Source organism: Streptomyces sp. bgisy159 (genome assembly GCF_965341775.1).
In the GTDB taxonomy this organism is placed as follows: domain Bacteria; phylum Actinomycetota; class Actinomycetes; order Streptomycetales; family Streptomycetaceae; genus Streptomyces.
The window spans coordinates 1-1,274 of record NZ_CBDQZH010000119.1 but is presented as its reverse complement, the minus strand read 5'-3'; the positions used below and the strand labels follow the sequence as shown (position 1 = coordinate 1,274).

Below are 1,274 nucleotides of genomic sequence, written 5' to 3'. Positions count from 1 at the left end.
CGAATCGTCACACCGGTCACGGCCGACCAGGGCCGATCAACAAGATCGTGTTACGAGCTCATAGCCCTCGTTTCTCCGCTCTGGCCGCCTCGTTGAGCTGAATGAGTGACAGCGAGGGGTGGGGCGAATAAATCACTAGAGCAGGTGCCGGAGGATCGCTCGGTACGCGGGCCCTTCCATGTCGTCGTCGGGGGCAACCCGGTCGACCTTGGGCGGACCGTATGAGGGTTCCCACGTGTCGAACCACGGCGTCGGGGGGGGCCGACGTACACGGTCCCGTGCTCGGGGAACTGGTCGGCGGTGATGTCGACGACAAGGCCCTCCCGCTCTGCCCAGGCGTGGGTCTCGTGCGGGTTCTCCCTTTTGCCGCAGGCATACAACCAGCCGTCCAGACCCCGCTCGGCGAGGTAGGTGCACAGCATGACCGTGGCCGCGCCGCAGCTCCCCTGAGGGAAGTCCCGGAACCCTGGGTGTGGTGCGTCGAGGTCGCCGGCCTGCTTGGCGTCCTCGATGGCGCGGCGGAAACGCATGGCCTCCAGCAGCACGTGATCTTCGTACGAAGCCATGGCCGGAACCTACCTGGTGCGGTGAGAGGCAGCGTGTAGGCGCTCTCGCGGCCCTTACGTAACCTACGGCCGCTTGAGCGGGGTACGTCCGCAGTCGATCGCTTCGGCGGCCTCGTTCTCGTCGTAGCTCATGGTGCCTTCGCCGTGGCAGTCCTCGCAGGTGTCCCACACGAGGGAGTAGCCGTCGGGTGCTTCGTCGTCTTCCTGGCCGACCTGGATGGATCCTTCACCGTCGCATTCGAGGCAGTCGAAGACGTACTCGCCGGGTTCCAGCGCCAGTTCGTCGGCCCACGCCTCGAAGTCGTCGACATCGGTGTCGGGCGCGCTCGAGCGGGCGCGGGCCAGGACGGCGATCCCTCCGGCGAGCGCCGCCATCGCGCCGACGGCCACGGCCGCCCGGCCTACGGGGCCGAAGCGGTCCCAGCGGGCGGTGATACGCCGGCGCAGCGGCGGCCTGGTCTCGGCGTCGTCTGCTGGCTTCTGTGGTCCGTCGGTCATCGTGTGCCCTCGAGTGAAGTGGAGTAGTAGCAAGGGGCGTTCAGTGTGGCAGGAGCGCGGCCGCGATAGGGCGGGAATGCGGGACTGCTGCACGAACAGGTGACACCTGACCTGGCTTGCTGAGAGGCGGCCTGGAAGGATGTTGCAGTGCCCAAGCCGTATCCGAAGGAGTTCCGCGAGGACGTCGTGCGGGTCGCGCGCAACCGCGAG

General features: G+C 67.5%; 1 protein-coding gene. It reads right to left on the bottom strand.

Annotated features, from left to right (window positions below; translation table 11 throughout):
* Positions 1 to 629 precede the first annotated feature (629 nt).
* On the bottom strand, positions 630 to 1,064 hold the full coding sequence (locus tag ACSLTV_RS36080) for a hypothetical protein (protein WP_432159261.1): 435 nt from the start codon (positions 1,062 to 1,064) through the stop codon (positions 630 to 632).
* Positions 1,065 to 1,274: the final 210 nt, after the last annotated feature.

Bases quoted from the DNA above. Each gene is read 5' to 3' on its own strand.
- ACSLTV_RS36080 (WP_432159261.1), bottom strand. From the start codon at position 1,064: ATGACCGACGGACCACAGAAGCCAGCAGACGACGCCGAGACCAGGCCG.